We start from the raw sequence: 2,533 nt of genomic DNA on the forward strand, positions 1-2,533 counted from the left end.
TGGATTATTAAATGATCACCATCGGGGCTAAAATCAGCTTCCTTAACGGGATGATCCAGTTTTATCAGCTCAGTTTTTGCCCATTTGCCATCATCACCGATGCTCCAGAGTTGCACAAAGCCCGGCTTGTCATTATCTTTGCCAAAGTTCATGAAATGGTTGCCAAAGATCAGGAAATGGTTCTCCAATTTATTAAATTTGGCGGATTTGATCGAAAAGGGACTCCGTTTTATCACGGCATGTTGTACCCATTCGCCATTATCGTCTCGCCCCAGGATGCAGGCGGTACTGTCCTGGCTAACGGTAAAGGCAAGACGACCTGAGGGAGAAAATTCAGCAAAATCGATATTTTGTTTATTTTGAACCACCAGCTGTTCCCGCCATTTGCCATCTCTTTCGAGTCCCTGAATTTTCACAGTGCAATCATGACCAACGGTCAGCACACTGTCCTCCTGAGCATTGGTGTGAGCGGCGAAAATACCCCCCTGATGACATACCCGTGCTTTCTCAACCAGGTGTCCTTCTCCGTCATCACCCCAAATGCAAGCGTAATTCGTTTCATCGCCATAGCTCAGGAACAGATTTTCTGAGGGACCGATAGTGATTAATTTACTGTCGATGTGCTCAAGGGTTTGGGCTTTGTCCAGACTGATACCGGTACTGGTGCAATCCCAGATTTTATAGGAGCCAGTACTCAGCCGGGCCAGTACTTTCCGCCCGGTGTGGGAGAAGAAGGCATAATCACAATCCCGAATATCTAATTTTTCTACCCAGGCACCATTATCGTCATAACCGGAAATGATAGTTTGCTTAGCAAAATCACTGGTCAGCGCATATTGCCCGGAGGCATTGAAGGAGGCTGTGTAAATATGGTTCCAATCAACGATGGTTCGGTCAGGTTCTTCGTCTACTTTTACTTCTAATTCATAGGTTTGCCTGAAATGACGGACCTCTCCCACCTGCGACCAGTGGCCGTTGTCATCGCAAGCCAGGAAAAAAACCTGGTTATTCCGGAGGAGGATAAAGGCATGCCGCTCATCATTACTTAACTGGCAATCCTCAATAAAACCGCCGTAATCCCGGTCAAATTTTTGCTTAATACAGTTGCTCTGATCACTACAGCCCCAGATGGTCGCTTGTGTGTCATTGTATGTCAGTAAATAATTATTCGTAGCCTTGAAATTCAATGCAACTTGGCTGCTTTGCCTGATCTCTGCTGGTTGGTTCAGGCGGGTCCACCGGTTGTTACCATCCACTTGCAATACGTTGATTTTGCCGGCGTGGTGATCGTAGGTCATAATCTTGTCCTGCAACGGGCTGAAGCTCGCCATCACCGGCTCATAGCCTTTTACAAGGGGCGTGTGCTCAAGCACCAGCGACTCCTCCCAACGGCCATCACTATTTAACGTACTCACCTTGACATTGCCATCCTGGCTGTCGCAAGTCAGGAGCGTATTTTCCGACTGGTTGAGCTGGAGAGTAATTATTTGGGATCCGACCATGCTCCTGCTGTTCTCCCACCAGTTGCCATCCGCGTCTTTTCGCCAGCTTACCAGTCTATGATCTGTCGAACTGTCGCAACCACTGATGAAGAGATGGTTACCCGAAGGGCTGAAACAGGTATGAAAAATAAAACAATCGAAGCTGACATTCAGTTGGAGTTCAAGACAATTGGCCTGGGATTGAAAAATTTCACGCTTTGCAGGGTCAATATTGCCGGGTTCAATACGACGATCGAATTGTATCATCTCGATATCAGGCTGTTGCGATGTGGTGCCCGGGGATAAATGGGTCGTTGAAAATTTGTGTCTGACAATTTCCAGCTTACGATGATCAATATTGGTATCTATGCTGATTGCCTGTTCGGGTGGTAAATCCTTTTTCAAACGTTTGATAGTGTTATTCTGCTCCGTTCCAGAGACTTCTTTAATACGGCTATTAGAGTCAGCCACTAACCCGGATATTGGCTTCAGACTGTTACTTGACGCCTCTTCGTCTTTTTGCAAACCGCTTCCATCTATACTTCTGTGGTAACCCTGCGCTATTGGTTGCATGATAACTCCGGCGTGATTGGCACTATAAATGCCTTATTTATACGACTAATGATCAATACCATCCGTTGGATCTTTGTCCTGCCATTACCTGTCTTAACATTCAGGAACTGAGTTTTAGATTATTGAGTTTGGCAAAAGTTCCTGCCCTGATTTTAGTCAGGCAGTTGTTATCCATGGCGATTCAGGCCTGTCGCCAACAGGGAAATACATCGGTATCTGCGGCCAGGGACCCAGTGATCACCCAGACTTTGCTCACTGGCCGATGGAGGAAGGCATCGATACCGTTTGCCTGAACCCGGATAGAGAAATCTCTATTTGTTTATGCTTGGGAATGGCTTTTTGATAGCTCCCTGTTCAAAGGTTGCCTTGGGAGGCTGGCAGGAATCTTCCAGAGGAGCACGGTGTCACCTTTGGGCACCCCCCAGGGATTATTTCTGCAATGGATTATTAAATGATCACCATCGGGGCTAAAATCAGCT

1 protein-coding gene and 1 pseudogene are annotated in these 2,533 nt (G+C 46.8%); one reads left to right on the forward strand and one right to left on the reverse strand.

What is annotated here, in order from left to right; translation table 11 throughout:
* Nucleotides 1-2,054 (reverse strand): WD40 repeat domain-containing protein (locus KDK13_RS17000; protein ID WP_257286177.1); only part of this gene is annotated, 2,054 nt, incomplete at its 3' end.
* 155 nt (nucleotides 2,055-2,209) lie between these two features.
* On the opposite strand from KDK13_RS17000, the pseudogene KDK13_RS17005 reads away from it, so the two are divergent.
* A pseudogene (locus KDK13_RS17005) lies at nucleotides 2,210-2,397 on the forward strand (putative PEP-binding protein); the annotation flags it as partial.
* Nucleotides 2,398-2,533 lie beyond the last annotated feature (136 nt).

The sequence above is a fragment of the Endozoicomonas sp. SESOKO1 genome (assembly GCF_024606265.1).
In the GTDB taxonomy this organism is placed as follows: domain Bacteria; phylum Pseudomonadota; class Gammaproteobacteria; order Pseudomonadales; family Endozoicomonadaceae; genus Endozoicomonas.